The organism is Acidaminococcus sp. AM33-14BH (genome assembly GCF_003603525.1).
GTDB lineage: Bacteria > Bacillota > Negativicutes > Acidaminococcales > Acidaminococcaceae > Acidaminococcus > Acidaminococcus intestini.
Genome location: NZ_QTNG01000003.1, coordinates 90,596 through 115,435, shown reverse-complemented (window position 1 = coordinate 115,435; position 24,840 = coordinate 90,596). Strand labels below are relative to the sequence as shown.

The following is a 24,840-nucleotide window of genomic DNA, read 5'->3' as shown; positions in this document are numbered from 1 at the left end:
TTTCAAAGTTCAGCTGCTTCTTTTCCCGCTACATAGCCGGAGGAAAAAGCCGCCTGCAGATTATAACCGCCTGTAAAGCCATCTACATCCATGACTTCACCGGCAAAAAAGAGATTCGGGTAAAGCCTGGAAGCAAAGGTCGATGGTGAGATTTCCTTGATGCTTACGCCGCCGCTTGTAACAATGGCTTCTTCAAGAGGGCGCGTCCCCGTAACCGGAAGGGGAAAACCCTTGAGGACATCAACGAGACGAAGGCGTTCCTTGCGTGTCAGCTGATTGACAGGCTGCTCAGGCACCAAACAGGCCTCTTCTATGACAAAGGGGATAAGGGCCTGGGGCAGCAAGTCGTGCATGCCCGCTTTGAGGCCTTTGCGGCTGTATTTCTGAAAATCCCGCTGAAGCCGCGCGTCAAGCTGCTCCCGGGTAAGCGCCGGCTTAAGGTCGATGGAAAGATTCAAAAAGCCTTGCGGATGGGCTTTGAAATAACGCGCCGCTTCCCGGGAAAGGGTAAGAATAATGGGTCCGCTGACTCCAAAATGAGTAAAGAGCATTTCGCCAAATTCCTTTCCTACCAGCTTTCCTTTATCCCAAAGGGAAGCCTCTACATTGCGCAGGGATAGGCCTTGGAGGGCCTTCATGTCCCCCAGGTCGCAATTCAAGGGAACCAAAGCAGGACTCGGCGCAATAATGGTGTGGCCAGCTTGCTGGGCAAGGTCATAGCCGTCCCCCGTTGATCCAGTTCGCGGATAGGAAGCCCCTCCTGCCGCAATGATAAAGGCATCAGCATCATAATAGCGACCATCTGTATCATATACGGCACTGACCTTACCTTCTTGACACGCTAGCTGCGTGATTCGGCGGTGAAAGAAAATCTTTCCTCCAAGTCCATAAAGGATTCCTTCCAGAGTCCGAACTACATCGGAAGCTTTATCGCTTTGGGGAAAGACGCGGCCTCCCCGCTCCACTTTGGTTTTTAGTCCATGGCTTTCCAAAAGAGCAATCATATCTTCATTGGTAAAGCGATGAAAAGCACCGAAAAGGAATTTGCCATTACCCGGGATATGGGCAATCATCTCATCCATCGTGCAGTGATTGGTGATATTGCAGCGCCCTTTCCCCGTAATCATGAGCTTCCTGCCAGCCCGTTCCATTCGCTCCAGGATAGTTACGTCGGCTCCCCTCTGGGCTGCAGAGATTGCCGCCAAAAGTCCCGCCGCCCCGCCGCCAATGATAATGACCTTATTCATGATGCATCACCAGCTTCTTCAAATGCACGACTTCATCATCTGTCAATTCGCGATAGGCTCCTTTTTTGACACCCTGTAAAGAAAGGAAAGCGACCTGAGTCCGTTTGAGTTTCCTCACAGGATAGCCAATGGCTTCGCACATGCGCCGAACCTGGCGATTGCGTCCTTCGTGAATGGTGACTTCAAAAATTGACTGATCACGACGGGAATCATAGCGTTTGACCTCCACGAGGGCAGGCACTGTCATCCCATCACACAGACGGATACCCGTCCTCAGCTTGTCCAGCTTTTCTTCTTCAACGTGCCCGTCGACAACGACTTCATAGGTCTTATTGATGTGATAACTGGGGTGGGTCATGCCTTGGGCCAAGGCGCCATCATTCGTCATAATGAGAAGGCCCTCCGTCATGAAATCCAAACGGCCCACTGGATAGACGCGTTCCCGTTCCTTATCCATCAGCTCGGCGACCGTCCTGCGGCCCCGCGGATCCTTCATGGTGGTCATGACGGCAGGCGGTTTATTGAGCAGGAAATAACGGTGTCTTTCCTTGCGCAAGGGACGCCCGTCAATGAGGATCCGATCCGTAGGAGAGACCTTTGTTCCAAGTTCTATCACGGGCTTGCCATTCACGGTGACCCGTCCTTGCAGGATGATCTTTTCACACTCCCGGCGGCTTGCAACGCCAGAGGCTGCCATCATTTTCTGCAGCCGTTCAACTTGTACTTCCGTCATTTATTCATGCCCCGTCTGGTCCAGACTGGGTACTCCTTCCTCATGTACAGATTCTTTATCTCTTCCTATGTCCGCCGCCTCTTCCCTTTCAAAGACCCCATCCAGAAGTTCTTCAGGCAGTTCCGGCAACGCAGAGAGGGATTCAAGGCCAAAGGTCACAAGAAACTTTTCTGTCGTGCCATATAAAATAGGCCGCCCCATGACTTCCTTGCGGCCAACTTCCATAATGAGTTCCATCTCCGTCAAGGTACTAACAACCCCATCAACCTTGACCCCACGAATGGCTTCAATCTCACTTTTGGTAACCGGCTGTTTATAAGCCACAATGGCGAGAGTTTCCATAGCTGCGTTCGAAATCTTCTGTTCCTGCTTTTCGTAAAGATCCCGGATCACACTAATGGCCTCTTTTTTAGTGACCGCCTGAACGCCCCCAGCGACTCGCCTTAGTGTAAGGCCCCGATCCTCCTCTTGATAGGACGTTGAAAGCAGACTCAAGAGATCATCGGCTTCATTCAGCGAAAGATGAAGCGCACTGGCTATCCTGTCAAGGGATAGGGGGTCACCAGCGGCGAAAAGCAAGGCTTCAAGCTGTCCCAGTTTCGATATCGCCATGAGCGGTCTCCTTTCGTTCTGTAATATAGATAGGGGAAAAGGCGCCATCCTGCTGAATGGAAATCTGCTTTAGGCGCAGCAGTTCTAAAAGGGCCAGAAAGGCAGCAATGGTTTCACTCCGATTATGTCTGGCATGGATAAAGTCGGTAAAAGCCAGTTTCTGTTTTTTACTTTTCTTTTTTCTCAGAAGGTGGAGAACTTCTTCCATTTTGTCCTGGACATGGAACTCCTGCCGCGGAATAACAGCCGGGCGCTCGTCTGGAGCAGGAATCATCCTGATCAGGGTGCGAAGCAGATCGGCCATGGTGTAGGACTTGATCTTTCTTGTCCCTGTATCCAGCTTCATAGGTGCCCGAACAGCAAAAAGGCGGGATTCCGTAAGGCATTCCCTAAGGAGTCCAGCCCTTTTCTTGAACTTTTGGTAGAGAACAAGCATTTCTACGAGCATGTCCCGCGGATCGTTCTCTTCATCCTCTTCCGCATCATCCTTTGGCAGGAGCATACGGGATTTAATTTGAAGCAGCATCGCTGCAATGAGTAGAAACTCACTTGCCATATCAAGGTCATAGACCTGCATCTCATTGATGTATGAGATATACTGCTGCGTAATTGATACGATGGGGATATCGTAGATATCGACTTTATCTTTTTCAATGAGATGGACAAGCAGGTCCAGCGGTCCTTCAAAATCAGGCAGTTTGACGGTCAAGGCTTCCGACATAAAACGCAATCCCCCACAAGCTGTCCCCCGTAACGCAAGGCCGCTTCCCTTACGGCAGGAAAAAGGCAAAAGGCGTCAGCAGAAGATAGCTGACTTCACTAGCCAAACGAAGATAAAGCGTTGCAAGAGGACTGATGATGATTCCAATTATACCTGTAAAACACAGGACAATCAAGATAAGGTTCGAATAAGGCCCAACAAGATTGGCATAGCGATATTGCGCACTGGGCGATAAGAAATAGCTCAGGACCTTGAATCCATCCAAAGGTGGGAGAGGCACCAAATTGAAGAAGGCAAACCAAACATTGTATAAGCTTAGCCACTGCAGGAAAAAATGGACGCTGTAAAACGTTCGGGAAGCAAAATAGCGCAGGAAAAATCCGTCCAGTGAAAGGGCCAGGAAACAGAGAAACAAATTGGCCAAGGGTCCAGCAAGGGCCACCTTCATCATGTCATGTCGGGGGTGCCGATAATATCTTGAGTCGACCATGACAGGTTTGGCCCAACCAAAACCGACAAGAAGCAGGACCAAGGTTCCGATGATATCCAAATGGGCCAAAGGATTCATCGTAAGGCGCCCCTGCGCACCTGGGGTTGGGTCACCCAAATGCGTGCTCATGGCACCATGGGCATATTCGTGAACCGTAAGGGCCATAAGCAGGGCCGGGATGCGGTAGATAATGGTTGCATCAAGGGAAAGCATAATGGTATTCCTTTCTGAAACAACATAAGGAAGCATGACGTGGAACTGTCCGCTGCCCTTCAGATAAAAAGCAAGGGTGCCGAATAGACCAGCACCCTTGATGCAGATTATTTTCGATGTTCTTTTAGACCATCCCGCAGATATTCATTGAGGATACGGACATAAGTTCCTTTCATTCCCAGGGATTCGGTCTCGAGGACGCCCGCGCTTTCAAACTTACGCAGGGCATTGACGATGACGCTGCGCGTAATACCGGCCTGGTCAGCAATCTTACTGGCTACCAGAAGGCCTTCATCCCCTGGCAGTGCCTTCAGGATTTCAGAGATGGCTTCCAGTTCGCTGTAGGACAGATTTGAAAAAGCAATCTGAACCATAGCCTTTTTACGGGAGGCTTCCTCGATGTGTACAGCCTTGTCATGGAGCAGCTGCATGCCGATGACAGTAGCTGCATATTCTGACAGGAGTAAATCGGAATCGATGAACTCCTTCTTGAACTTTCCAAGGATCAGTGTACCTAGACGGACCCCGTTTCCAAAGATAGGGACAACCGTTGTATATTTGCTTTCAAAAAGACATTTGGTATCATCACTGAAGGCACACATATTCTTGACAAGTCGATAGTTGGAAGAGGTCTCACGAATCTGTTCCAGCCACTTTACATAATTTTCAGGAAAACGGCCAACGTCAAGGACCTTTTTGATCATCAGTTCACATTCAAATCCATCAAGGATTGAATAGCCCAGCAGTTCACCTTCACTGGAAACAATGTAGATATTGGCCTTGATGACGTCCTTGAGGACTTCGGCCATCTTTTTGTAGCTGATGACTTCCGTGTTCTGCAGAAGCTTGTTGATCATTCTTGTTTTTTCTAATAATGCCAGCATGCTGTCTCCTCCCATTACGCTCTTGGATGATGTTTCTTATACACCGATGCAATTCGGTCCGCTGTGACATGCGTGTAAATCTGCGTTGTTGATAAACTTGCGTGTCCAAGCAGTTCTTGAACGGAGCGCAAATCCGCTCCGTGATCGAGTAGATGTGTGGCAAAAGTATGCCGAATCGTATGAGGGCTGACGTGTTTTTGAATGGACGCCATTTCCACATAACGGTCAAGGATACGTCTCACACTGCGTGCTGTAAGAGGCGTACCTCGATGATTGACAAAGATGAAGTCATGAGAAGGGACTTCATACTTTTCCATGAGTACGCGCCGAGCTCCTGTCAAGTAAGCGTTCATGGCCCTAATACAGGGATGACCTAAGGGAACGATCCGTTCCTTATGGCCCTTTCCCAAAAGTAGGGCATAGCGATTGGATAGGTCCAAACGGGTCAACGTCAGTCCCACAAGCTCCGACACGCGGCAGCCTGTTGAGTAGAGAAACTCCAGCAGTGCCCGATCCCGCTGACCTAGCTCCGTAGAAAGATCAGGCAGCTCCAAGAGATGATTCATCTCGAACTCCTCTAAAAAAACAGGCAGTTTTTTTTCGAGTTTTGGGGTCTTGACCTTGGTAAAGGGATTCTTGTCCGTAAGGCCTTCACGCATGAGATATCGATAAAAGGACCGCAGGGAAGAAATGCGTCGGGCAATAGTTCGTCTCGCCTTTTCCTCCCGATGAAGCTGGGCGAGATAAGAACGGATATCAAGAAGGGATACCTCAAGCCAAGTAGCTTTCCCCCGACCTGACAAAAACACGGAAAAAGCAATCAGGTCATCTTTGTAGTTCAGGATTGTATTGGGGGAATCATTGCGTTCTACACGCAAATAACGAAGAAAACGCTCAGCCATTGGGTCCAGTACATTATTCATGGCAAGCACCTCCCCCATTCATGAAATTGTAGGTAAAATCCTGATAATTCATACTAGCACATATAAGTTAATTGTGCAACAAATTTTTATAATTTTCCAAAATATCCAGTGCTCTCATCGCGATGGCGTGATTCTTCTCTTTTTTACCACGGATACGTGGACCGTCCCACGGGGCAATGAGTCCAAAATTAATATTCATGGGCTGGAAATGCTTGACTTCTGGATTGCTGATGTAATGAGACAGGGCACCAATGGCCGTTTCCCTGGGGAAAAGAAGCTTTGCCTTTCCAGAAAGGGTACGGGAAAGGTAGATGCCTGCAGCAAGGCCGGAGGCTGCCGATTCCACATACCCTTCCACACCTGTCATCTGACCGGCAAAATAAAGGTGAGGATGACTCCTCAGGCTGTAATCGGCATCGAGAAGAAGCGGTGAATTGAGGTAAGAATTTTTATGCATCACACCATAGCGGATAAATTCAGCCTCTTCAAGGCCGGGAATCATCCGGAAAACTCGTTTTTGCTCTGGCCAACGCAAATGCGTTTGAAAACCAACCATGTTAAAGAGGCTCCCTGCCCCATTATCCTGACGCAGCTGGACAACGGCATAGGGATCTTCCCCCGTTCGGGGATCGGGAAGCCCAACCGGTTTCAAGGGACCAAATCGCATGGTATCCTCGCCGCGAACGGCCATTTCTTCAATCGGCATGCAGCCTTCAAAGACCATCCCATGTTCAAAGTCCTTTACGTCGGCCACTTCGGCTGTGCGCAGAGCTTCCCAAAAACGCAGGTATTCCTCTTTGTTCAAAGGGCAGTTGTAATAGGCGGCCTCCCCTTTTCCATAACGGGATGCCTTATAGGCAATCTCCTCGTTGATGGATTCCAAGGTCACAATAGGCGCGGCTGCGTCAAAGAAATGGAAATAGTCCTGGGAAACAAGATTCTGGATTGCGCCAGATAAGGGTTCACTCGTAAGGGGGCCTGTTGCTACAATGACGTAATCTTCTTCTGGAAAGGAAAGATCGATTGTTTCCTCTTCAATGACTGTCACGAGCGGATGATTCCTGATGGCTTCCGTAACTCCTTGGGCAAAACCCATACGGTCGACAGCCAATGCCCCGCCAGCGGGGACGCGGTGTGCGTCCGCCTGAGCCATGATGAGGGAGTCCAACCGCCGCATTTCCTCCTTTAAAAGGCCGACGGCATTTTCAATGTTATCGGCCCGTAGGGAATTGCTGCAGACAAGCTCACTGTAATATGCCGTATGGTGAGCAGGATCTGATTTTTTGGGACGCATTTCGTGCAGCTTGACAGGGATTTTCCGCGATACAAGCTGCCATGTGGCCTCACTGCCTGCAAGGCCCGCACCAATCACATGAACAGTCATAGTTTCTTTCATTCCTTTCCAGTTTTTTTCACGGCGGTCTTTTTAGTGGAAGCGGTCTTCTTGGTAGACGCGGTCTTCCTTACGGCAGTCTTTTTGGCCGTTGTTGTTTTTTTTGCAGTCGTTTTTTTCACTGTTTTTTCAGCGGTTCCTTCTGTTTTCGCAAGAGCGGCCTTGGCACTGACTTTCTTTAGTCCGCTCTTTTTGGCGCCGCTGTTTGGACACTCAGGATTGCTGCAGTGGTGCACGACCTTCCCGCCGCGCTGAACCGCTTCCAGCATGATATGACCGCAAAGGGGACATGTTTCGTTGATGGGCTTATCCCAGCTTGTAAAATGACATTCCGGATAATGGGAACAGCCATAAAAAGTCCGTCCTGTCTTGGTTTTTCTTACAATCAGATCATGACCGCAGAGCGGGCAGGCGACGCCAATTTTTTCGTAATAAGGTTTCGTGTTGCGGCATTCCGGAAATCCAGGGCAGGCAAGGAACTTTCCATGACGCCCTGTTTTTACGACCATCATACGGCCGCACTTCTCACACTTTACATCACTTACAATGACTTCCTGAGGTTTTACAGGAATTTCACGGTCGGCAATTTCCAGTTCCTTTTCAAAGGGCCCATAGAACTCCTTGAGGACAGTTTCCTTTTTAGTCTTGTGCTCACTGATGGCATCCAATTCATTTTCCATATGAGCAGAAAAGGGCACATCAATCAGATTGGGGAAATATTGGGTCAAAAGTTCAATGGTCGTCATGCCCAATTCCGTCGGCATGACTTTTTTTGCCTCCTTGGCTACATAACCGCGGGAAAGGATGGTCTGGATGATGGTGGCATAAGTACTTGGCCGTCCAATTCCCTTTTCTTCCAGTTCCTTGACTAAGGTAGCTTCCGTGAAATAGGCAGGCGGTTCCGTAAAATGCTGAATGGCATCATCGACGGAAATGAGGGTAAGGGGCGTCCCCTCCTTAAGGTGTGGAACCTTCTTTGTCTTTTCCCCGGCAAGTTCCTTTTTATCCATCAAAGTCAGGAAACCATCAAATTTAACAACAGATCCGGAAGCGCGCAGTTCGTAGGGCCCGCCGTTAATGATGAGGGTTGTGACCTCACTGACGCTGGGTGCCATTTGGCAGGATACGGTCCGTTCCCAAATCAGGCGGTAAAGCCGCAGCTGATCCCGTTCAAGATAGGGCGCAACCTCATCGGGGGTACGCATGACCGAGGTCGGACGGATGGCTTCATGGGCCTCCTGGGCATTCTTACGGCTGCTGTATACGTTTGGCTTTTTCGGCAAGTAGGCATCGCCATAAACCTCGCCGATATAATTGCGAATTTCCGCAACGGCAACACTGGCCAGATGGACAGAGTCCGTACGCATATAGGTAATGAGGCCGACAGGAGTCCTTTTTTCAAGGGCAATGCCTTCATAAAGCTGCTGGGCCAGCATCATGGTCTTTTTCGTTGTAAAATTAAGCCGCTTGACCGCTTCCTGCTGAAGGGAACTGGTCGTAAAAGGAGCTATGGGGCGGCGGATCCTGTCCTTTACTGCCGAAGAAGCAACGGCATAGGACTGGTTCAGCAGTTCCTTGGTCACGGTCCGGGCTTCCTCTTCGTTATGGATGACAAGTTTTTTGCCCTCTTTTTTCGTCACCTCTGCCGTAAATTTATGACTTGGTTTATCTGCCGTAAGGGTTACGGAACTCGTCCAATATTCCTGCGGCTCAAAGGCATCAATTTCCTTTTGCCGGTCGCAGATGATCTTGACTGCTACAGACTGGACACGGCCTGCCGAAAGACCTTTGGCAATCTTGCGCCACAAAAGGGGCGACAGCTTATAGCCGACAATACGATCGAGGATGCGACGCGTCTGCTGTGCGTCGACCTTATCCATATCAATGGCAGCAGGATGCTTGATAGCTTCTTTGACCGCATGAGGTGTGATTTCATGAAAGGAAATCCGGCAGTTGCTTTCTGGATCGACGCCCAATAAATAGCCCAGATGCCAAGCAATGGCTTCCCCTTCGCGGTCAGGGTCCGTTGCAAGATATATCTTGTCCGCTTTTTTGGCAAGGGTCTTCAGTTCTTTGATGAGGTCACCTTTTCCACGGATGTTGATGTACTTAGGCTCAAAATCATGATCCACGTCCACACCGAACTGGCTTTTGGGAAGATCACGCAAGTGACCCATGGAGGCCTTGACAGTATAGTTTTTTCCCAAGAAACGACCGATAGTTTTTGATTTTGTTGGTGATTCTACAATGACAAGATTAGCCATAAAACATCTGACTCCTTTTTAGCGAACTAAATATCGATTGCCCGCGCTTTTACGGACCATGCCGGCAACTTCCATACGCAGGAGAAGCATGCTGACAAAAGAAAGCGGCCAGGGAAAATGGGCCATGATTTCTTCCATCTGTTTGCCATTTCCTCCCTTGATAAAATCATAAAGGGCTTCTGCTTTTTTCCGGTCGGGAACGGGAAATGTTTCAAATAAAGAAAGTTCTACTGCGTGGGCCCCCTTGGGAACGTCCTCGGGAAAATAGACGTCCAAAAGATCCTGCGGATCATCAACAAGATGGGCACCTTCCTTGATAAGGGCGTGGGTTCCTTTGCTTGTGAATGATTCAATGGGGCCCGGTACAGCATAGACATCACGGCCTTCATCCGCCGCTAAGTGAGCCGTAATCATAGCCCCGCTTTTTAGTGCAGCCTCGACGACAAGCACTCCGGAAGAAAGCCCGACGATAATGCGGTTGCGCATGGGAAACTGATAGGCCATGGGCGGAGTAAAAGGGGAAAATTCAGAGATGACAGCACCCGTTTCGGAAATACGTTGAAAAAGACCTTTGTGTCGAACTGGATAGGGGCGCGCCAGGCCGGAGCCCAAAACGGAGATTGTCTTTCCTCCGCCAAGGAGGGCCCCCTCATGGGCTGCTGCATCAATGCCATAGGCCCCGCCACTTACGATGGCAATCTTCTCCGACGCAAGGACGCGGGAAAAACGTTCTGCAATGGATAGACCGTATCCGGTAGCTTTGCGTGACCCAACAACTGCAAGATAAGCCGTCAGATTCGGCAGCTTACCCTTGACGTACAGGACCCAAGGCGGATCCGCAATCTCCCTAAGTGAAGCTGGATACCCACTTTCCTGGATGCCAAGAAGTGAAATATGGGCGATTTCACAGTAATCGGCTATTTTTTGAGGAAGGCCAGGATCATACCACTTTCGGTAGTGCTGGGCTCCTTTTTCTGTGAGTATGCCTGACGCTTTCACCTGTTCGAAAGAAGCCTCAAAGGCTTCCTTTGCCGACCCAAAATAGGCTGCAAGTCGAGGCCCCAAAAGAGCGGCGCGGGAACCCAAAAGATGGGCCAGGGCTGCCATATAATAGACTTCCACGATGGATTCAACTCCTACTGCAAATAGACTGCAAATTCTGTCTTACAATGCTATGAAGATACCACGAATGAATAAGAATGTCCAATCTAAATTGAAAATTTTTTGCAAAATATGGAGGGATATACCAGGGGATAATGCCGGTTCATCCAGCTTTTTTCATCTTTCAGCGCCGATTTTCACCCTTTTGGAAAAAATCCCATCGACGGAGCAGGGAAGATGAGGTATAGTATAGAAGTCAAAATTTTTGAGGGATGGGTTCCCATCCCAGAAAGGAGCTTGCTATGGCCTCTTCGCTTAATGAAACCCCAGCGGCTGAACGCGTCCACATTGGACTTTTTGGCTGCCGCAATGCTGGGAAATCTTCCCTGATCAACGCCCTAACAGGACAGGACCTCTCCATTGTATCCGACTTCAAGGGCACGACGACGGACCCCGTCTCCAAGGCCATGGAAATCCTTCCTCTTGGCCCCGTACTGATTACAGATACACCTGGCCTTGATGATGAAGGGGCTCTAGGTGAAAAACGCGTCGAAAAAGCACGCTTTGTCCTGCGCAGCACAGATATTGCCCTCCTTGTTGTCGATGCGGCCCTTGGCCTGTCAGAAGTTGATCAGCGTCTTCTTAAGGAAATCAAGGAACGAAAGGTTCCCTACCTGCTCATTGTCAACAAAATCGATATATACAGCGCTCCCCTCCTACCTCAGGCAGAAAAGGACCATCTTCTTTTTGTCAGTGCCCAGACCCATGAAGGCATTACGGAGCTTAAGGAACGCCTTTCCCGGATGAATCCCACTGCAAAAGCGCAGCGCCCTCTGTTGGGAGATCTTTTGGCGCCCGGCGATCTGGTTGTTCTTGTCGTTCCTATTGACGAGTCAGCACCAAAAGCGCGGCTGATCCTGCCTCAGCAGCAGACCATCCGGGAAATCCTCGATTTCCATGGAAGGGCCATTGTTGTACAACCTGACGAACTGCCTTCCACCGTCAAGGCCTTTCATGACAGTATTCGCCTTGTCATTACGGACTCTCAAGCGTTTTCTACCGTGAAGGACATGGTGCCGGAAGATGTACCGCTTACCAGTTTTTCCATTCTCTTTGCCCGCTATAAAGGAGAACTGGAAGCCTTTATTGAAGGTGCCAATGAACTAAAACGTCTGAAAGAGGGCGACCGTGTCCTGATTTCCGAAGGCTGCACCCATCACCGTCAGTGCAACGATATCGGTACAGTGAAGATGCCTGACTGGATCCGCCGCTTTTCCAGAAAAACACCGGAATTTTCCTTTACAAGCGGCAAGGGCTTTCCCGATGACCTTTCTTCCTTTTCACTGATTGTCCACTGCGGAGCCTGCATGCTGAACCCACAGGAAGTTTCCTATCGGCAGCAACTTGCAAAAACCGAGAACATTCCCATGACCAATTATGGGATTGCCATTGCTTATATGAACGGCATCTTAAGGCGCGTTCTTTCCCCCTTTCCGGAACTTGTGAAAAAAGTCAAATAAAACATGGACCCACTCTGTATGTCATCACAGGATGGGTCCTTTTTCTTTACCCCTTTTCTTTTACTGCCCGGGCATCGAGACGGTTCATGCGGAACCTTTCGACGATATCCATGAAGCCTTTTTCATGAAGCGGGTTCTTTATAAACCCAAAAAGATGGGACCCATCTTCCGGGCAGTCTGTCGCACCAAAGTGAGAGATGGACCAGTCTGCGGCCTTTATCAGTTCCCGCGCCATGAGATGTTCCAAATCATCCTGGGTCCTTACGGGAAGGGCAGCAAGAACCTTGGCTTCATTACGAAAATAATCAATATGCCAATGCATTCCCTTGCGCTTCCGTTTATGCCGTTCCAGCCGTTTCATGAGATTTTTTTTTGCAGATCCGACATAAACATAAAAGCCCTTGGGAAAATGTACTTTCCCTAAACTGCCTACGGCAATATCTCGATTTTCGGCAAGTTCCAGAACCACAAAGTAGTCCCCGGCGTCCTGATTTTCCTCTGCAAGGAGCGTCTCTGGGTACATAAGAAGTTTTCCTGGTTCAGGATAAGTAAAGGTCTTATCCCAGTAAAGGGAAAAGGCCTTCCAATCAAGGCGGGGTGCGCAGCGCCGAAAGGCTTCCGCAAAAGCAGGATCTGTATGGTAATCAGGAAGGAACCATTCAGCCCGGTTCCAGTGGGCGAGGATGAGAAGTCCCGTCCTGATTCCCTCATCATGCATGGCGGCAAGTTCCTCGATATGCTTGCGGCCCCTTTCGGTGACCGCGTCCGGGAACATGGCACCCTTACGACCAAAAAGGGTGCATGATTTGACTTCTACATAAAATGGCTGCCCCTCCTGCTCAAGAAGCAGGTCGAAGCGGCTGTCCCCCACTGTGACTTCCCGCTTTACGACACGGCAGGACTCCCAGCCAGGGATCAAATGGTTCCGGATAAGGTACTCTGCCACATCATTGTTATACTGTGTATCAAGCAGAATCGGGACACCGTCACGCTCAATCCCGACAACATCATAGGGCGTTTTACGCGCTGGATCCTTGGCTTTTCGAAGGTAAAGCCGCGTCCCCTCATAAAGGAGCTCCCACATGCGACCCGGGTTGGGCATATGACAAGTAACAACAGCATCCCCCATGACCGCCTTTGTCACAAAGCGATTGGGCCTGCTGACAAAGGCCGCTGGAATCAGCACTTGATGATCATGCATCATCGTTTGTTCCTCCTTAGGAAAAAGGACTGCCGCCCTATGGGTGAGCAGTCCTTTTCAGATTTTTCTTCCTAGGCCTTGAAAATCTTCTCAAAGACATCCTTATTTTCTTCAATGGCTTCCTTGCTGCCTACAACGCATCGATATCCATCAGAAAGAACGTCCCGCACAACAGGCGCCAAAGCCCTGATATCTTCTACCGAGCAGTCAATGACTTCATCGCGGTAGGTCTGGGCAAGGTCCTTGGGCAGGCCGCGCAGATAGGTCGTAATGGCTTTTTCAAGCCGCATAGCATTTGTCAGCGGCGTATCAAGCAGACTGATGGTCCCGATGACATACTTGGTCATTTCCCGTTCTGAGGCTTCAAAATGTTCCAGATACTCAGGCAGTCCTTCATAGGTGCTGAGCGTCTTCATGAGCTGTGGATCGCGGTAGCTGGACAGATAGAACAGCCCGTTCTGATCAAAGCGCGCCCCTGCCCCATAAGCACCTCCCTGAACACGGATCTTGGTCCAAAGATAGCTATAGCGAAGGATAGTTTCAAGGACCTTCATAGCGCCCGTATAGTCATGGCCATGGGCACGGAAATTGCCGCCGGCAAGAACATACTGAACCTTGCCGCTGGTCGTAATGCCCTCATTAAGGCCCGGTGCAGCAAACTCCGGCACTGGCTTTCCGGCAAAGGAAGAATGGGGCAGCTGATCGACAAAGGATTCCATCTTCTTTTCTGCCGTTTCCCTGTGGCTTTCGTCACAGCAAAGGCTCATAACAAGACGGTCCTTATTGAAGAAAGCGGACATCAAAGTCTTCAGGTTTTCAATGACGCGGTCCGCCTTTTCCTCAAAATGCGCGCACAGATCCTGGAGGAACTGGTAATAGGTCAGCTGATCATGCTCGCTGGAGCGGCCGGAATCGGAGAAATAACTAGAAAGACGGATGGTGGCAACGGTCATGCCTCGTGAGAAAAACAATGCATCCCAACCCGCCTTGACTTCTTCCACGATTTCCTTGAGGCGGGCCTTGTCCCCCACATGGCTGGTTAGTGCCAGGGCTTCAAGAAGCTCAAAGAGCCGGTCCTCATTATGTTCCAGAACTTTGGCCGTCACCTTGAAATAGTTCCTGAAGTCATTCATGTCCCGATAGGAGGTATAAGGCTGGATAGCAAAGGAAAGTCCTCCAATATATTGGTCTGTAAACGTGTTTAATTCTTCATAGGTGAATGTATCCGTATTGACCTTTCCGAGGACGTCAGAAAGCAAATATGCGCATGTGAGAAGGTCTTCCGGTACGCCTGTCATATCAAAACACCAATCATAATAGACGATTTGGTTCGTAAAGGCAGGGCGGTAAAGCAGGGTATAGCTCCCCTTTTCCGTGACTACAGGTGTTTCAAAGGAAACCGTCCGCTTGATATCATCCCGCTTTAATAAAGGAATTGTTTCCAGTGCTTCCGGTGAGTCTTCTGCCGCCTGACGGGCATGGAGTTCATCGGCAATGACCTTGATTTCATTGATTTCATCCTGTGAGAGGCCTTCTTTGATGGCCTGCATCTTTTTTCGGAAGAGGGCGCCGTCCTTTTCTTCCTTCCCCGGCTCCGGCTTCAGCGTCAGGAGCACTTTATGCGTGTTATCAAGAAGGAGCGTTTCAATGAGGGACTCATAATAATGCGTGCCGATTTTACCGCGCAGGAAATCCAAGGTTTCCGTAAATTTTAGGCACGTCGTAGGATCCCCACCATAAAGCCAGGTCTCCATGATCGAAAGTCCATAGATGAGTCCTTTTGGGTAGACATTGAAATCAGCTTCGCGCATCTTGAATTCTTCGCTGCTGAGTTCTGCTTCCATAAGTTCCTGCGGGATGCCCTTGCGGGAAAGCTCCTGGAGCGTGCTGTAAAGGACCTTGATGAAACGGTCTTTTTCACTTTCCTCACTGCCGCTAATGCGGATAGAAAGAACGGGCTGGAGCTGGGAGGCATTGAGGCTGCCTGATACATCGCTGCCGAGACCGGCCCGCAGGAGGGCAAGGCGCAAGGGGGCGTTATCGCCTTCAAAAAGGACCTTTGTAAGGACTTTAAGGGCCATGGTCTGTTTCTGGTCAAGGCTTGATCCCATAACAATGTTAAGGGAAAGATAGGTCTTGTGATCCACGTCCACCCCCTGGGCTTCCGGATAGTAGGCCGTCACTTCTTTTGTCCGGTCAAAGGGGGCCTGCAGGGGAATCTTGACGGAAAAATCCGGATCTTTATCAAAATGGCTCAGGTAAGCTTCATCCAAATAAGACAAATAGGCATCAATATCCATATTGCCATAAAGATAGATGAAACTATTCTGGGGACTGTAATAAGTCTTATGGAAATCAAGGAACATTTCCTGCGTCAAAGTAGGAATCTCCTCTGGATAACCGCCCGATTCAAAACGGTACGGCGTATCCGGGAAAAGGGCCTTGTTCACCTCATTTTCTTCTACGGCATCAGGGGAAGAATAGACCCCTTTCATTTCATTGTAGACGACGCCGTTATAGACAAGCTGGCCCGCTTCATCGAATTCATAGTGCCAGCCTTCTTGACGAAGCGTGAAGGGGTTTTTATAGGTATTGGGATAAAAGACAGCATCAAGATACACATCAACTAGATTCCTGAAATCCTTATCATTGCGGCTCGCTACAGGATAGACCGTTTTATCGGAATAGGTCATGGCGTTGAGAAACGTATTGAGGGACCCTTTCACAAGTTCGACAAAGGGTTCCTTGACCGGGTATTTGCGGGACCCGCAAAGTACGGAATGTTCCGTTATATGGGCCACACCGGTATCATCCCGACTGGGCGTCCGAAACCCAATGGTAAAGACTTTGTTGTCATCGTCAGAAGCCACATAAAAAAGACGGGCCCCACTTTTTTCATGGGTCATTTCATAGCCCATGGCCTTGATATCACAAAGATCGGTGATTCGATCCACGCGAAAGCCATGGACCTTATCATTCAGGGAAAACTGCATATTGGATAACCTCCATTCAGGGAACAAAATCAGCAAAGATGGATTCTGCATCTAAGAACTGTATCACCCTGCATTATAGTAGAAATTGATGAAAAAAGCCATAGCCACCCCTTCCGGCACAGAAAAAGGACCCACCCCCCAAGGAGGTGGATCCTCTGTTTAGACAGGAGCTGAACAACTTATTTGAAGTACTGTACACCGGACAGGAAGATTGGCTGGAACTTGTTGCCCGGAATGTTCTTCATGAGGCCATCGGTGTAGCGTTCGGAATGGCCCATCTTGCCGAGGACGCGGCCATCGGGGCTGGTAACAGACTCGACGGCATAGAAGGAACCGTTCGGGTTGTACGGGCTTTCCATGGTCGGATTGCCGGCAAGGTCAACATATTGGGTGCCAATCTGGCCATTGGCAACAAGGTGTTTGATTTCCTCCTCCGTCGCTACGAAACGGCCTTCCCCATGGGAAACGGCGATGGTATGGATATCACCAGGTTCGCAAAGGCTGAGCCACGGAGATTTGTTGGAAACCACTTTTGTGTCGACCATTCGGGAAATATGACGGCCAATGGTATTGAACGTCAGCGTCGGGGAATCATCCTTCAGCGGTACAATATGACCGTACGGCACAAGGCCGAGCTTGATCAGGGCTTGGAACCCGTTGCAGATTCCAAGGATCAGGCCATCACGGTTCGTCAAAAGATCTTCCACGGCTTCTGTAAGAGTTGGGTTGCGGAACATGGTGGCCATGAACTTACCAGAACCATCCGGTTCATCACCGGCAGAGAAGCCACCGGGAAGAGCCATGATCTGCGCCTGTTTCATTCGTTTGGCCATTTCTTCCACCGATTCCTTGATGGCGTCTGGCGTCAGGTTGCGGATTACGAAGATATCCGTCTTCGCTCCAGCGGCTTCAAAGGCGGCAGCCGTATCATATTCGCAGTTGATTCCTGGGAATACGGGAATGAAGACCGTCGGTTTGGCAACGTTATAGGGAGCGGTCAGCGGAAGATCATTGGTGTAAGCCGGCATGCGTACATCCTTCTTTTCTTTCCGCGGTGCCTTCATGGGGAAAATCTTATCCAGGGTCTTCGTATAGGCGGCTTCAATTTCAGCAAGACTGATTTCTGTATCGTTGACGACCACTTTGCCCTCATCGGTCAAGGTTCCCAGAACGAGAAGATCCGTCCCCGCAAAAACTTCTTCCGCATCTGCCCCATCTTCAAGTTCTACAAGGAAACCAGCAGGCTGCAGTGTGAAGAGACATTCCTCGTGAAGGAATGGCTTAACAAAGGAAAATCCGAGCTCGTTGCCAAGGCACATGGCAGAAATCGCGGCAGCGACACCGCCTTCCTTGACCACACCAGCCGTAATGACCCGCTTGGAAAGGATGCCCTTATGGAGGGAAGCAAGGAGTTTCTTTAAGGCGTCGTAATCAATGACTTCATGTTCATCACAGCTAGCAGGCAGGAATACCACGGTATGACCGGCTTTTTTGAATTCATTGGAAATCGTGTCCCGACCATCCATGACGCCTACGGCAAAACTGATGAGCGAAGGCGGAACTTCAAGATCCATAAAAGTACCACTCATGGAATCCTTTCCGCCAATGGCAGGAAGGCCCAGCTCGCAGCAAGCTTCGTAGGCTCCTAACAGTGCGCTGAGCGGTTGTCCCCAATGCTTGCTGTCATGGAGTTTTGGGAAATATTCCTGCATGGAAAGACGCAGCTTGCTAGGATCGGCGCCAAGGGCTGCTGCACGGCAGACAGATTCCACGACTGCGTACATACCGCCATGATAAGGACTCCAGCAAGCGACGTTTGGATTATAACCAGCGGCCATGACAGAGGCCGCCGTCGTTTTGCCGCCCAGTACTGGAATCCGGGCCGCCATCCCTTCGGATTGAGTCAGTTGACGCTTACCGCCAAAAGGCATGATGACAGTCCCACGTCCGATGGTCCCATCAAAACGTTCCCCCAGCCCTTCCTGACTGCAGACGTTCAAGCGGTCCAGGTTACGGAGCCAGCGATCCTTGATGGACGAAAGGCCCTGCACTTGTTCGGGGATTTCATTGAAAGGAGAAGGCGCCGTAATGGCTTCCACTTCAACGTCAGCCTTTTGGGAAATCCCATTCGTATCGAGGAAGGCACGCGAAAGATCGACGATTTTTTCCCCACGCCAGTACATGACAAGGCGTGGATCCTTGGACACCTCGGCAACAACCGTTGCTTCCAGGTTCTCTTCATCGGCTGCATCCATGAATGCCTTCAGGTCCTTGGCGGCAATGACAACAGCCATACGTTCCTGGGACTCACTGATGGCAAGTTCCGTACCATCAAGGCCTTCATATTTCTTGGGAACCTTATCCAGATTAATGACAAGCCCCGGAGCAAGTTCCCCAATCGCCACGGAAACGCCGCCTGCGCCAAAGTCGTTACAGCGCTTGATGAGACGGGTCACTTCAGGATTGCGGAAAAGACGCTGGATCTTACGTTCGTTGGGAGGATTGCCCTTCTGGACCTCTGCCCCGCATTCACTGAGGGATTTGGTCGTGTGTTCCTTGGACGCACCCGTTGCGCCGCCCATACCATCACGGCCCGTACGGCCGCCAAGAAGTACAACAAGGTCACCATCACTGGGTCGTTCACGGACGACGGCATCACGAGGTGCCGCGCCGATTACAGCGCCGACCTCCATCCGCTTGGCTACAAAACGGTTGTGATAATATTCTTCTACAAGACCTGTAGCAAGGCCAATCTGGTTGCCATAGGAACTATAGCCAGCAGCGGCGCCTTGGGTGATTTTACGCTGTGGCAATTTCCCAACAAGGGTCTTATCATAAGGCGTACGTGGGTCACCTGAGCCCGTGACACGCATGGCTTGATAGACATAGCTGCGGCCGCTCAATGGATCACGGATGGCACCGCCAAGACAGGTTGCCGCACCACCAAAAGGCTCAATCTCCGTGGGATGGTTATGGGTCTCGTTCTTAAACATGACGAGCCATTCTTCTTCGTTTCCATCTACCGTAATGGGGACAACAATGCTGCAGGCATTGATTTCCTCAGAGGCATCCAAATCAGGCAGATGGCCTTCTTTTTTCATCTTCTTGGTCGCAAGGCAAGCCATGTCCATCAGCGTGACAGGCCGCTCTGTATCCTTGCCATAGACAAATTCTCGATCCTTCAGGTAGCGTTCCAAAGCCTGCTGGATAGGTTCCGTATAGACGCTCTCCTCAATATTGATTTTCTCAAGATTGGTTTCAAAAGTGGTGTGGCGGCAATGATCGGACCAGTATGTGTCAAGAACCTTGATTTCAGTAATGGAAGGATTCCGGCCTTCTTTCTGGAAATATTCCTGGATAAAAGCAAGGTCTGCTTCACTCATGGCCAGTTCCTGTTCCGTAAGGAACTGATGGAGTTCTTCCTTGGAAAACTGCGTGAAGCCCTTGATGATGGCAACTGGTTTCGGAGCTTCCCAGCTCATTTCCAGGCTGTCAGGTTTTTGTGTGGAGGCTTCCTGGGCTTCTACAGGGTTGATGGTGTACTTTTTGATTTTTTCAACGTCAGCATCGGTCAGATTGCCTTCCAGAAGGATGACCTTTGCAGCAGCAACTGCGGGCCGTTTACCCTGACTAATGAGCTGTACACACTGAGCGGCAAAGTCTTCCCGCTGGTCATACTGGCCAGGCAGGAGTTCAATGGCAAAGCTCTTCACGCCTTCTGGGATTTCCAGCGTCTCATCATGAACCGTATCTACCGGCGGTTCAGACAGGACAACCCGTTTAGCAGCTTCATAGTCCTCATCGGACAATCCTGCAATATCGTAGCGATTGACGATACGCAGCCCCGTCAGCTGGGTCATGCCCAAGGTTCCCACAAGATCTGCCAGGAGTCCTGCTGCTTCAACAGCATACTCCTTCTTTTTTTCCACATAAATCCTTCTCATCGATTCGCTCATGACAGCCTCCCTTAAAAATATTCATTGATAAAGTTTACTTTTTTGGGGAACAACGTTTCAAGCGTCCACAGGGATGATTCTTCTTCCACGTGGATAAAGCCCGCGTCTTTCAGCTCCCGGGCCCCGTACGTCCCGAAAAAGAGCTGGGTCAGACTGGAAATATCCATGAGAACCGTTGGATCATCAAGCGTATTGAAAAGGGTTATCCCTTTTTCATCAAAATGCATCTTCACGAGCATCGTATTGAGGGGCACCTGCTCGTCCCGGATTCCAATGACGAGTTCCCTACCTACAAGGCAATCCGGAACGGAAAGACTTTGCAGGACCTGGGCCGCGTTCACAATCCTTCCCATCATAAAAGGGACCATCCGGGGCGCCAGCTGCTGACTGGAGAGCCTCAGGTACAGCAGGTCATCACAGGGACCAAGATAGGAAAGCTTCTCAAAGGTTCCGTAAAATCCCTTGAAATAACGCAGAAGCTCCAGCTTGGCAGCCGGGGCAAGCGCCATCAGTTCCTGGATGGTTATGATTCCTTCCCCTTTCTGATAGAGGGCATAACCACAGGTTTTTTCTCCGTTTTTGAGCACAACAGTTTCGAGGCCTTCTCGGGATCCTGACCCAAGAAGATTTTCCCACTCCTGGTGGTTTCTTTTGACATATCCTGTATAAGCCGCCATGGCGTCATCATAAACCGGCGCCAGCAGCGCCTCGGCCTCTTTGGTAGAAATCCTATGAAAAGTATACCCCGTAAGGCTCTCGCCTACAAGGTCAATCTCCCGCAGGGGCAATTCATACTGGGTGCGAAGGGCCGTAAAACTAAAGCCATAAGGCAGGTAAATCCCGGCATGGATTGGCATCAGGACGACAAAGGGAACCTTCATGGCCCGCAGCATGGTAAATGTCTTATCCATGAGTTCGCCCATTACGTGGCGTCCTCGGGCTTCTGGAGCTGTGGCGACGCCAACCAAATAAGGCACGCGGAAATCCTTGTTCCTTACATGGATCGTGTAGGGGTTCAGGTGCACCATTGTCATCAGCCGATGATCCTCAAAACCGCCTAACATCTTATTCTGCTTCAATGCATACTCGGAAAAATACCATTCGTAAAATGGGGTCCCTTTTTTTTCGAAACATTCATCCCAGAGCGCCGCCACTTGGGGCAGCGTCTTTTCATTGATGAGACGAAAATCCATGCTCCACCTCCCTTAACGAATGATTGTATTGTATTTCTTGACCATGAAGATGGGGTTATAGGATTCCTTGGCTTTTCGAAGTCCTTCCTTACCCATATCCTCTTCTCGGTTGATAAACTGCACATCTGGCCAGGCATTTTGGACAAAGTCCTTATTGATGGCTGTAAAAAGTCCGCGGACATTGGGATCTGCTTTTTCGACATGGACAACAGCCGTGTGTTCACTGACCTTTTCCCCAAAGGTAAAGGCTTTTACCTGACCATCCAAACGGATGAGGCCGCCACGGATCTTCAGGAATTCCATATTATTCAGTCCTTCTTCAATGGCGCAGGCTTCGCATTTGATCGTTGGATCGGTCTCAGCCCGCTGGGCACACCACGCCTTGCCAAAGGCAATACATTCATCTTTGTTTGCCGCATTGATTTCTTCATAGACGTAATCGGGGTGTTCCTTGATGAATGCATTGTAATGGTTCTTCTTGCTGTGATACTTTCGTCCCGATAAGGTCGCAAGTTTCTCCCGGTCATAGACGTAATCCCAGTTATCCCGGTCCTCTGTGTACTCCGTAATTTCCGGCATGGTTCGTTTGAATCGTTCCATCGTTGATTCATAAATTCCATGAAATTCAAAAGGCCCGCCAAAATATTCTTTCAGTGCGTTCACGATAAGGGGCATATCCTCATCCTTGCCGCCGAAAGGAGGCAGGACGAAGGTAACCCCATTAACGGTGACCTTGAGAATAAGGGCACCATGGCTGATTGCCCAGAATGTGTCATAGCAGCCACGCCAAATGAAGGTCGATCCAAAGCAGCATTCTGAGCCGCGATAATCCGCTTCATTATAGTAGTCATCAAAAATAGGTTTATCCGATATATCGACATGTTTAAATTCTAAAATAAAAATCTCTCCTAACTTTTTTGGATGATACCATTATACCAGATATCATCAAGAGGGGAAAATGACCGCAAAAGGAGAGTGCCTCCGACTTAGGTCAAGGATCCCATTTGATTCAGGTAAATTAAGCGATACCCCATCAAATCATCATAGGTCAGTTTGGTCACACTTGTATTATCCAATGTCAAGTGCCACATGCAGTCAATAGGGGCTTGAAGAATGCAGCATAATAACAGGCGAATCATCCCGCCATGGCTTACGACCATCACTGCCGTGCCATCTTCCATGGCATCCTTGACTTCATTAAGTCCTTTCATTCCCCGTGCCTGGGCCTCTTGAAGGTCTTCAGCACCGGAGAGTGTCACTTGAGTCGGTGTCAGCCAGAGCGTCTGCAGGCGCTTCGAGTCCGTTTTTCTTAAGTCTCTGATCCGGCAGCCTTCCCACTCCCCAAAGGAAATTTCCCGGAATGCAGCAAGGGCCTGTGGGACAAGTTGTTTTTCCTCAGCAAGAGGCCGAGCTGTTTCCTTGGTCCTCATAAGATCGGATGTATAAAGGGCCGTAACCATAAGGTCACGGGCTCGTTTTTTTAGGGAAAGGGCCTGCTCCTGTCCAACTGGACTGAGCGGATGGTCCTCCCAGCCCTGGAAACGGCCTTCTTCATTGGACCTTGTTCGTCCATGACGGACGAGGTAAATGGTTTTCATGTCGCTTTCCTTTCTGTACAAAAGGGCTGGTTGCCGTCATATAGAAAAACGAGCCTATTTCCGAGGCTCGTTTTCGATTGGAAAATCCTGCCTTGGGCAGGAAGTCCCTTATGCTCTTTCGATGTATTCGCCCGTACGGGTATCGATACGAAGCACATCGCCTTCGTTGATGAACAGAGGGACTTTTACCACATAGCCCGTGTCCATGGTTGCATTCTTGTTGCCGCCCGTAGCGGTATCCCCTTTGATGCCCGGTTCCGTTTCAACAACGGTCAGTTCAACCGTATTCGGCAGTTCGACCCCGAGGATCCGGTTATCAAAAGAAGAAATCTTGACGTTCATATTTTCCTTCAGGAAATTCATAGCGCTGCCCAGTTGATCTTTGTTAAGCTCAATCTGTTCGTAGGTTTCATTGTCCATGAAGACATACATGCCATCATTTTCATAGAGGTACTGCATTTCACGGCGAACGACCTCAGCATTCGGGAGACGTTCAGCGGCGTTGAACGTACGTTCAACAACAGCACCCGTGCAGAGGTTGCGCATCTTGGCACGGACAAAGGCTGCCCCTTTCCCCGGTTTGACGTGCTGGAATTCAACTACCTGCCAAGCATCGCCGTCAATTTCAACTGTTACACCTGTTTTAAAATCGTTCGTAGAAATCATTGAAACACCCTCCAAAAATTTTCTTGTTAAGCTTATAGGATTTCCATAAGTTCCTTTTCAACCAGCGTCAGCCGCTCACAACCCCATTCCGTTACAATGACGGTATCTTCAATGCGGACACCGCCCTTGCCCGGCAAATAGATGCCCGGTTCCACCGTTACAATGGCACCCACAGGAATCGGATCCGGATTGCCTTTATTGAGGTTCGGCTTTTCGTGGATATCAAGACCCACACCATGACCCAGTCCATGACCGAAGTAGGCACCATACCCCTTGGACGCGATAAAATCACGAACGGCCTGATCCACTTCAATGCCCGTCTTGCCAGGGAACAGGACTTCTTCCCCCAGTTCATTGGCGGCAAGGACAATCTCGTAGATTTCCTTTTGCCAAGGAGCCGCTTTTCCCATGACGACCGTGCGAGTCATATCACTGCAGTAACCGTCATAGATGCAACCAAAATCAAAAGTGACGAAGTCACCTTCCTCAATGACCTTATTTGAGGCCACTCCATGAGGCAGGGCGCTGCGCACGCCGGAAGCAACAATCGTATCAAAAGAGGTTTTCTGGGCCCCTCTTTTTCGCATATTATACTCAAGTTCTGCAGCAAGTTCAGATTCCCTCCGCCCCACTTTGATATGGGGAATGAGTTCATGAAAAGCGTCGTCAGCAATGGCGGCAGCTTTGAACATTTTACGCTGTTCCTCTGGGGATTTGACTGCCCTCAAAAAGACGAGATTCACATTCTTGAAACTTGCTTTAGGAAGGGCCTTTTGCAAGGCCGTGGCTTCCGTATAGGAAAAATAGTCACCATCAAGGGCCAAACGCCATGCTGGTCTTACCTGATCCACGACGGAAAAAAGGCCATGCTGGTGTTCCAGGATTTCACATTCAGGAGCCTGCTGCTGCGCCTGCAGGATGTAGCGCGAGTCCGTAATAAGAACGGCCCGTAAAGCGTCTACATAAAGAAGACTTTCTCCGCCCGTAAAGCCCGTGAAATAGCGAATGGATGAATCCCCCTTGATGAAGATTCCCTGTACGCCTTCCTCTTGGAGGAAGGTTCTGAGCGTAGGTAATGGTTTCATAAGCGACCTCCCACAAAAGTACCCTACTATATTAGCATATTCCCTGC

19 protein-coding genes are annotated in these 24,840 nt (G+C 49.8%); 1 reads left to right on the top strand and 18 read right to left on the bottom strand.

Translation table 11 applies throughout. The annotated features are described in order from the left end of the window. Positions 1-2: 2 nt before the first annotated feature. From DW817_RS03185 to dprA, 10 genes are all read right to left on the bottom strand, one after another. Positions 3-1,247: an NAD(P)/FAD-dependent oxidoreductase gene (locus DW817_RS03185; protein ID WP_120111016.1), complete on the bottom strand. Its 1,245-nt coding sequence runs from the start codon at positions 1,245-1,247 to the stop codon at positions 3-5. Continuing rightward, a complete protein-coding gene (locus DW817_RS03180; RefSeq protein WP_120111013.1) occupies positions 1,240-1,980 on the bottom strand; it encodes a pseudouridine synthase in 741 nt (246 codons plus the stop codon). The genes DW817_RS03185 and DW817_RS03180 overlap by 8 nt, the downstream gene beginning before the upstream one ends. Next, positions 1,981-2,592: an SMC-Scp complex subunit ScpB gene (scpB, locus tag DW817_RS03175; protein WP_120111010.1), complete on the bottom strand. Its 612-nt coding sequence runs from the start codon at positions 2,590-2,592 to the stop codon at positions 1,981-1,983. Then, positions 2,564-3,313 carry a ScpA family protein gene (locus DW817_RS03170; RefSeq protein ID WP_009014727.1) on the bottom strand — a complete coding sequence of 250 codons (750 nt, stop codon included), beginning with the start codon at positions 3,311-3,313 and terminating at the stop codon, positions 2,564-2,566. Before DW817_RS03170 ends, scpB begins: the two co-directional genes overlap by 29 nt. Before the next feature lie 49 nt (positions 3,314-3,362). Then, positions 3,363-4,016 carry a site-2 protease family protein gene (locus DW817_RS03165; RefSeq protein WP_009014726.1) on the bottom strand — a complete coding sequence of 218 codons (654 nt, stop codon included), beginning with the start codon at positions 4,014-4,016 and terminating at the stop codon, positions 3,363-3,365. A 107-nt stretch (positions 4,017-4,123) separates the two neighbouring features. After that, complete coding sequence (gene codY / locus DW817_RS03160) at positions 4,124-4,900, bottom strand: GTP-sensing pleiotropic transcriptional regulator CodY (protein WP_016459515.1); 777 nt, start codon at positions 4,898-4,900, stop codon at positions 4,124-4,126. A gap of 14 nt (positions 4,901-4,914) precedes the next feature. Next, complete coding sequence (gene xerC, locus DW817_RS03155) at positions 4,915-5,823, bottom strand: tyrosine recombinase XerC (protein WP_009014724.1); 909 nt, start codon at positions 5,821-5,823, stop codon at positions 4,915-4,917. 67 nt (positions 5,824-5,890) lie between these two features. After that, positions 5,891-7,207 (bottom strand): methylenetetrahydrofolate--tRNA-(uracil(54)-C(5))-methyltransferase (FADH(2)-oxidizing) TrmFO, encoded by a 1,317-nt coding sequence (trmFO, locus tag DW817_RS03150; RefSeq protein WP_009014723.1) that lies wholly within the window; start codon positions 7,205-7,207, stop codon positions 5,891-5,893. An 8-nt stretch (positions 7,208-7,215) separates the two neighbouring features. After that, a complete protein-coding gene (gene topA, locus DW817_RS03145) occupies positions 7,216-9,480 on the bottom strand; it encodes a type I DNA topoisomerase (protein ID WP_120111006.1) in 2,265 nt (754 codons plus the stop codon). Between the two features lie 18 nt (positions 9,481-9,498). Beyond that, on the bottom strand, positions 9,499-10,602 hold the full coding sequence (gene dprA, locus DW817_RS03140; RefSeq protein ID WP_009014721.1) for a DNA-processing protein DprA: 1,104 nt from the start codon (positions 10,600-10,602) through the stop codon (positions 9,499-9,501). 281 nt (positions 10,603-10,883) lie between these two features. Here dprA and hydF point away from each other — a divergent pair, with 281 nt between their 5' ends. Next, positions 10,884-12,101 (top strand): [FeFe] hydrogenase H-cluster maturation GTPase HydF, encoded by a 1,218-nt coding sequence (gene hydF / locus DW817_RS03135; RefSeq protein WP_120111003.1) that lies wholly within the window; start codon positions 10,884-10,886, stop codon positions 12,099-12,101. A gap of 46 nt (positions 12,102-12,147) precedes the next feature. On the opposite strand, the gene sfsA is transcribed toward hydF, so the two are convergent. The 8 genes from sfsA to DW817_RS03095 all read right to left on the bottom strand — a co-directional run bounded on the left by sfsA (position 12,148) and on the right by DW817_RS03095 (position 24,793). Beyond that, a complete protein-coding gene (sfsA, locus tag DW817_RS03130) occupies positions 12,148-13,305 on the bottom strand; it encodes a DNA/RNA nuclease SfsA (RefSeq protein WP_120110999.1) in 1,158 nt (385 codons plus the stop codon). Between the two features lie 68 nt (positions 13,306-13,373). Next, positions 13,374-16,295 (bottom strand): insulinase family protein, encoded by a 2,922-nt coding sequence (locus DW817_RS03125; protein WP_009014718.1) that lies wholly within the window; start codon positions 16,293-16,295, stop codon positions 13,374-13,376. Between the two features lie 179 nt (positions 16,296-16,474). Next, entirely contained in the window at positions 16,475-20,251 is a 3,777-nt protein-coding gene (locus tag DW817_RS03120; protein ID WP_009014717.1) for a phosphoribosylformylglycinamidine synthase, read from the bottom strand. Between the two features lie 11 nt (positions 20,252-20,262). Further along, positions 20,263-21,444, bottom strand: a complete 1,182-nt coding sequence (eis, locus tag DW817_RS03115; protein WP_009014716.1) for an enhanced intracellular survival protein Eis — start codon at positions 21,442-21,444, stop codon at positions 20,263-20,265. Positions 21,445-21,456: 12 nt separating this feature from the next. Then, entirely contained in the window at positions 21,457-22,302 is an 846-nt protein-coding gene (locus DW817_RS03110) for a DUF2156 domain-containing protein (RefSeq protein WP_081464557.1), read from the bottom strand. A 128-nt stretch (positions 22,303-22,430) separates the two neighbouring features. Next, positions 22,431-23,042: a histidine phosphatase family protein gene (locus DW817_RS03105; RefSeq protein ID WP_016459513.1), complete on the bottom strand. Its 612-nt coding sequence runs from the start codon at positions 23,040-23,042 to the stop codon at positions 22,431-22,433. 108 nt (positions 23,043-23,150) lie between these two features. After that, positions 23,151-23,708 (bottom strand): elongation factor P, encoded by a 558-nt coding sequence (gene efp / locus DW817_RS03100; RefSeq protein ID WP_009014713.1) that lies wholly within the window; start codon positions 23,706-23,708, stop codon positions 23,151-23,153. Between the two features lie 32 nt (positions 23,709-23,740). Beyond that, complete coding sequence (locus DW817_RS03095; protein WP_009014712.1) at positions 23,741-24,793, bottom strand: Xaa-Pro peptidase family protein; 1,053 nt, start codon at positions 24,791-24,793, stop codon at positions 23,741-23,743. Positions 24,794-24,840 lie beyond the last annotated feature (47 nt).

What these genes read in the sequence shown, in the direction of transcription:
- DW817_RS03185 (WP_120111016.1), bottom strand. Translation starts at nt 1,247, where the DNA reads ATGAATAAGGTCATTATCATTGGCGGCGGGGCGGCGGGACTTTTGGCG.
- DW817_RS03180 (WP_120111013.1), bottom strand. Translation starts at nt 1,980, where the DNA reads ATGACGGAAGTACAAGTTGAACGGCTGCAGAAAATGATGGCAGCCTCT.
- scpB (WP_120111010.1), bottom strand. Translation starts at nt 2,592, where the DNA reads ATGGCGATATCGAAACTGGGACAGCTTGAAGCCTTGCTTTTCGCCGCT.
- DW817_RS03170 (WP_009014727.1), bottom strand. Translation starts at nt 3,313, where the DNA reads ATGTCGGAAGCCTTGACCGTCAAACTGCCTGATTTTGAAGGACCGCTG.
- DW817_RS03165 (WP_009014726.1), bottom strand. Translation starts at nt 4,016, where the DNA reads ATGCTTTCCCTTGATGCAACCATTATCTACCGCATCCCGGCCCTGCTT.
- codY (WP_016459515.1), bottom strand. Translation starts at nt 4,900, where the DNA reads ATGCTGGCATTATTAGAAAAAACAAGAATGATCAACAAGCTTCTGCAG.
- xerC (WP_009014724.1), bottom strand. Translation starts at nt 5,823, where the DNA reads ATGAATAATGTACTGGACCCAATGGCTGAGCGTTTTCTTCGTTATTTG.
- trmFO (WP_009014723.1), bottom strand. Translation starts at nt 7,207, where the DNA reads ATGACTGTTCATGTGATTGGTGCGGGCCTTGCAGGCAGTGAGGCCACA.
- topA (WP_120111006.1), bottom strand. Translation starts at nt 9,480, where the DNA reads ATGGCTAATCTTGTCATTGTAGAATCACCAACAAAATCAAAAACTATC.
- hydF (WP_120111003.1), top strand. Translation starts at nt 10,884, where the DNA reads ATGGCCTCTTCGCTTAATGAAACCCCAGCGGCTGAACGCGTCCACATT.
- sfsA (WP_120110999.1), bottom strand. Translation starts at nt 13,305, where the DNA reads ATGATGCATGATCATCAAGTGCTGATTCCAGCGGCCTTTGTCAGCAGG.
- DW817_RS03125 (WP_009014718.1), bottom strand. Translation starts at nt 16,295, where the DNA reads ATGCAGTTTTCCCTGAATGATAAGGTCCATGGCTTTCGCGTGGATCGA.
- DW817_RS03120 (WP_009014717.1), bottom strand. Translation starts at nt 20,251, where the DNA reads ATGAGCGAATCGATGAGAAGGATTTATGTGGAAAAAAAGAAGGAGTAT.
- eis (WP_009014716.1), bottom strand. Translation starts at nt 21,444, where the DNA reads ATGGATTTTCGTCTCATCAATGAAAAGACGCTGCCCCAAGTGGCGGCG.
- DW817_RS03105 (WP_016459513.1), bottom strand. Translation starts at nt 23,042, where the DNA reads ATGAAAACCATTTACCTCGTCCGTCATGGACGAACAAGGTCCAATGAA.
- efp (WP_009014713.1), bottom strand. Translation starts at nt 23,708, where the DNA reads ATGATTTCTACGAACGATTTTAAAACAGGTGTAACAGTTGAAATTGAC.
- DW817_RS03095 (WP_009014712.1), bottom strand. Translation starts at nt 24,793, where the DNA reads ATGAAACCATTACCTACGCTCAGAACCTTCCTCCAAGAGGAAGGCGTA.